Origin of the sequence: Polaromonas sp., from assembly GCF_030682935.1 — a bacterium.
GTDB lineage: Bacteria > Pseudomonadota > Gammaproteobacteria > Burkholderiales > Burkholderiaceae_C > Polaromonas.
Genome location: NZ_JAUXNA010000017.1, coordinates 1 through 3,236 on the forward strand (window position 1 = coordinate 1; position 3,236 = coordinate 3,236).

Sequence of the window (3,236 nt, forward strand, 5' to 3'; positions counted from 1 at the left end):
CGCAGCCGGCCATTGAGGCTCTCCAGCATCGCGTCGTCGGTGGGTTTGACGGCCAGCTGAAGTCGAGTTCTACATCACGTTCGTAGCCCATTTGTCCATCACCTTGCTGATGAAGATTCCCCGCTTGAACAGCGAGGGAGATAAGCAGCTTAAGAAGCAAACCGAGCGAGCGTGGGGCAAGTTATAATCAGTAGCTTTTCAAAACACAACAGCTTCGCCCGAGCGCACAAAAAGCCAACACCCTCACAAAAGCAGCCTGCAACAGTCTTTACCGAGACGTTTCTTGGGCGCGCTTGGGCGAACCGTAACCAAACCGGAGAACCCAGTGCTTTTGTCTCTACAGGGAAACACCCCTCACGCCATACTGGCGCTCGCAGACGGCACGGTCTTTATTGGCAATTCGATTGGAGCTGCGGGCTCCACGATCGGCGAGGTGGTGTTCAACACCGCCATGACCGGCTACCAGGAAATCCTCACGGATCCCAGCTATTGCCAGCAGATCGTCACCCTCACGTATCCGCATATCGGTAACTACGGCGTCAATGCCGAAGACGTCGAAGCGGATAAAGTCCATGCAGCCGGCCTGATCATCAAGGATCTGCCCCTGCTGGCCTCGAACTTTCGCATGACCATGACCTTGTCGGAATACCTGGTCAAGGAAAACACCGTGGCAATTGCCGGGATTGATACCCGTCACCTGACGCGTCACTTGCGTATGCACGGCGCCCAGAATGGCTGCATTCTGGCGCTGGCTCCTGACGAGGCCGTGAGCCAGTCTGCCATCGACAAGGCCGTGGCCGCCGCCCAACAAGCGCCCAGCATGGACGGGCTGGATCTGGCCAAAGTCGTGTCGGTGAAACAGGCTTACGCATGGACGCAGACCGAGTGGAAGCTTGGCTCGGGCTACGGCGAACAGATCACGCCTAAATTCCATGTCGTGGCGTTTGACTTCGGCGTGAAGAAGAACATCCTGCGCATGATCGCCGAGCGCGGCGCGCGCATCACGGTGGTGCCGGCGCAAACCTCGGCTGCCGACGTGCTCAAGCTGAAGCCCGACGGCATTTTCCTGGCCAACGGTCCGGGTGATCCGCAGGCTTGCGACTATGCCATCGAGGCGGTTCGCGAGCTGATCGAAACCGGTATTCCGACCTTTGGCATCTGCCTGGGCCACCAGATCATGGCGCTGGCCGGTGGGGCCAAAACCTTCAAGATGAAGTTCGGCCATCACGGCGCCAACCATCCGGTCAAGGACCTTGACACCGGCCGGGTCAGCATCACCAGCCAGAACCACGGTTTTGCGGTGGATGAGAAAAGCCTGCCGGCCAACCTGCGGCCGACGCACATCAGCCTGTTTGACGGCACGCTGCAGGGCCTGGCCCGTACCGACAAGCCCGCGTTCTGCTTCCAGGGTCATCCTGAAGCGTCGCCAGGTCCCCACGATATTTCATATTTGTTCGATCGCTTCGCGGTGCTGATGGAACAGGCTCTGGAGAAGAAAAATGCCTAAGCGCACAGACATCAAATCGGTTCTTATCATTGGCGCCGGCCCGATCATCATCGGCCAGGCCTGCGAGTTTGACTATTCCGGCGTGCAGGCCTGCAAGGCGCTGCGTGAAGAGGGCTACAAGGTCATCCTGATCAACAGCAACCCCGCCACGATCATGACCGACCCGGCAACGGCCGACGTCACCTATATCGAGCCCATCACCTGGCAGACGGTGGAGAAAATCATCGCCAAGGAAAGGCCTGATGCCATTTTGCCGACCATGGGCGGCCAGACCGCGCTCAATTGCGCACTGGATCTGTGGCGCAACGGCGTGCTCGAGAAGTACCAGGTCGAGCTGATCGGCGCCAAGCCCGAAGCGATTGACAAGGCTGAAGACCGGCTGAAGTTCAAGGACGCGATGACCAAAATCGGTCTCGGTTCGGCCCGTTCGGGCATTGCGCACAGCATGGAAGAAGCCTGGGGCGTGCAGAAAACCCTGGGTTTCCCCACCGTGATTCGCCCCAGCTTCACGCTGGGCGGCACCGGCGGCGGCATCGCCTACAACCCGGAAGAGTTTGAAGAGATCTGCAAGCGCGGCCTGGAAGCCTCGCCGACCAACGAGCTCTTGATTGAAGAATCGCTGCTCGGCTGGAAAGAGTACGAGATGGAAGTGGTGCGCGACACCGCCGACAACTGCATCATCGTCTGCTCGATTGAAAACCTGGACCCGATGGGCGTTCACACTGGCGACTCGATCACCGTGGCGCCGGCCCAGACGCTCTCCGACAAGGAATACCAGATCCTGCGCAATGCGTCGCTGGCCGTGCTGCGCGAAATCGGCGTGGACACCGGCGGCTCCAACGTGCAGTTCTCCATCAATCCGGCCGACGGCCGCATGGTGGTGATCGAGATGAATCCGCGGGTGTCGCGCTCCTCGGCGCTGGCCTCCAAGGCCACCGGTTTCCCGATCGCCAAGGTCGCGGCCAAGCTGGCGGTGGGCTTTACGCTTGATGAGCTGCGCAACGAGATCACCGGCGGCGCCACGCCGGCCAGCTTCGAGCCCAGCATTGACTATGTGGTCACCAAGATTCCGCGTTTTGCGTTTGAAAAATTTCCGACCGCCGATTCGCGCCTGACGACCCAGATGAAGTCGGTTGGCGAAGTCATGGCCATGGGCCGGACCTTCCAGGAATCGTTCCAGAAAGCCCTGCGCGGCCTGGAAGTCGGCGTCGATGGCATGAACGAAAAAACCCAGGACCGCGAAGTGCTGGAAAAGGAACTCGGTGCGCCGGGTCCTGACCGCATCTGGTACGTAGGCGATGCCTTTGCCATGGGGCTGAGCGTCGATGAAGTGTTTGAACTGACGAAAATAGACCGCTGGTTTCTGGTGCAGATCGAGCAGATCGTCAAGATCGAGCTCGAACTGGAAACCACATCGCTCGACAAGATTGACGCCGTCACGCTGCGCGCGCTGAAGCAAAAAGGCTTTTCCGACCGCCGTCTGGCAAGGCAGCTCAAGACCACCGACACCGCGATCCGCGAAAAGCGCATTGCGCTGGGCGTGCGCCCGGTTTACAAGCGCGTGGATACCTGCGCCGCCGAGTTTGAAACCAACACCGCCTACCTGTACTCGACCTACGAGGCCGAGGGCAGCGAATGCGAGGCGCAGCCTACCGACAAGAAAAAAATCATGGTGCTGGGCGGCGGGCCCAACCGCATCGGGCAGGGCATCGAGTTTGACTATTGCTGC

Annotated in this window: 2 protein-coding genes; both read left to right on the forward strand. The window is 59.8% G+C overall.

From position 1 onward, the window contains the following. Nucleotides 1-325 precede the first annotated feature (325 nt). Complete coding sequence (carA, locus tag Q8K05_RS00665; protein WP_305244628.1) at nucleotides 326-1,507, forward strand: glutamine-hydrolyzing carbamoyl-phosphate synthase small subunit; 1,182 nt, start codon at nucleotides 326-328, stop codon at nucleotides 1,505-1,507. Next, the coding region (carB, locus tag Q8K05_RS00670; protein WP_305244629.1) for a carbamoyl-phosphate synthase large subunit at nucleotides 1,500-3,236 on the forward strand (1,737 nt) is incomplete at its 3' end. The genes carA and carB, both read left to right, overlap by 8 nt.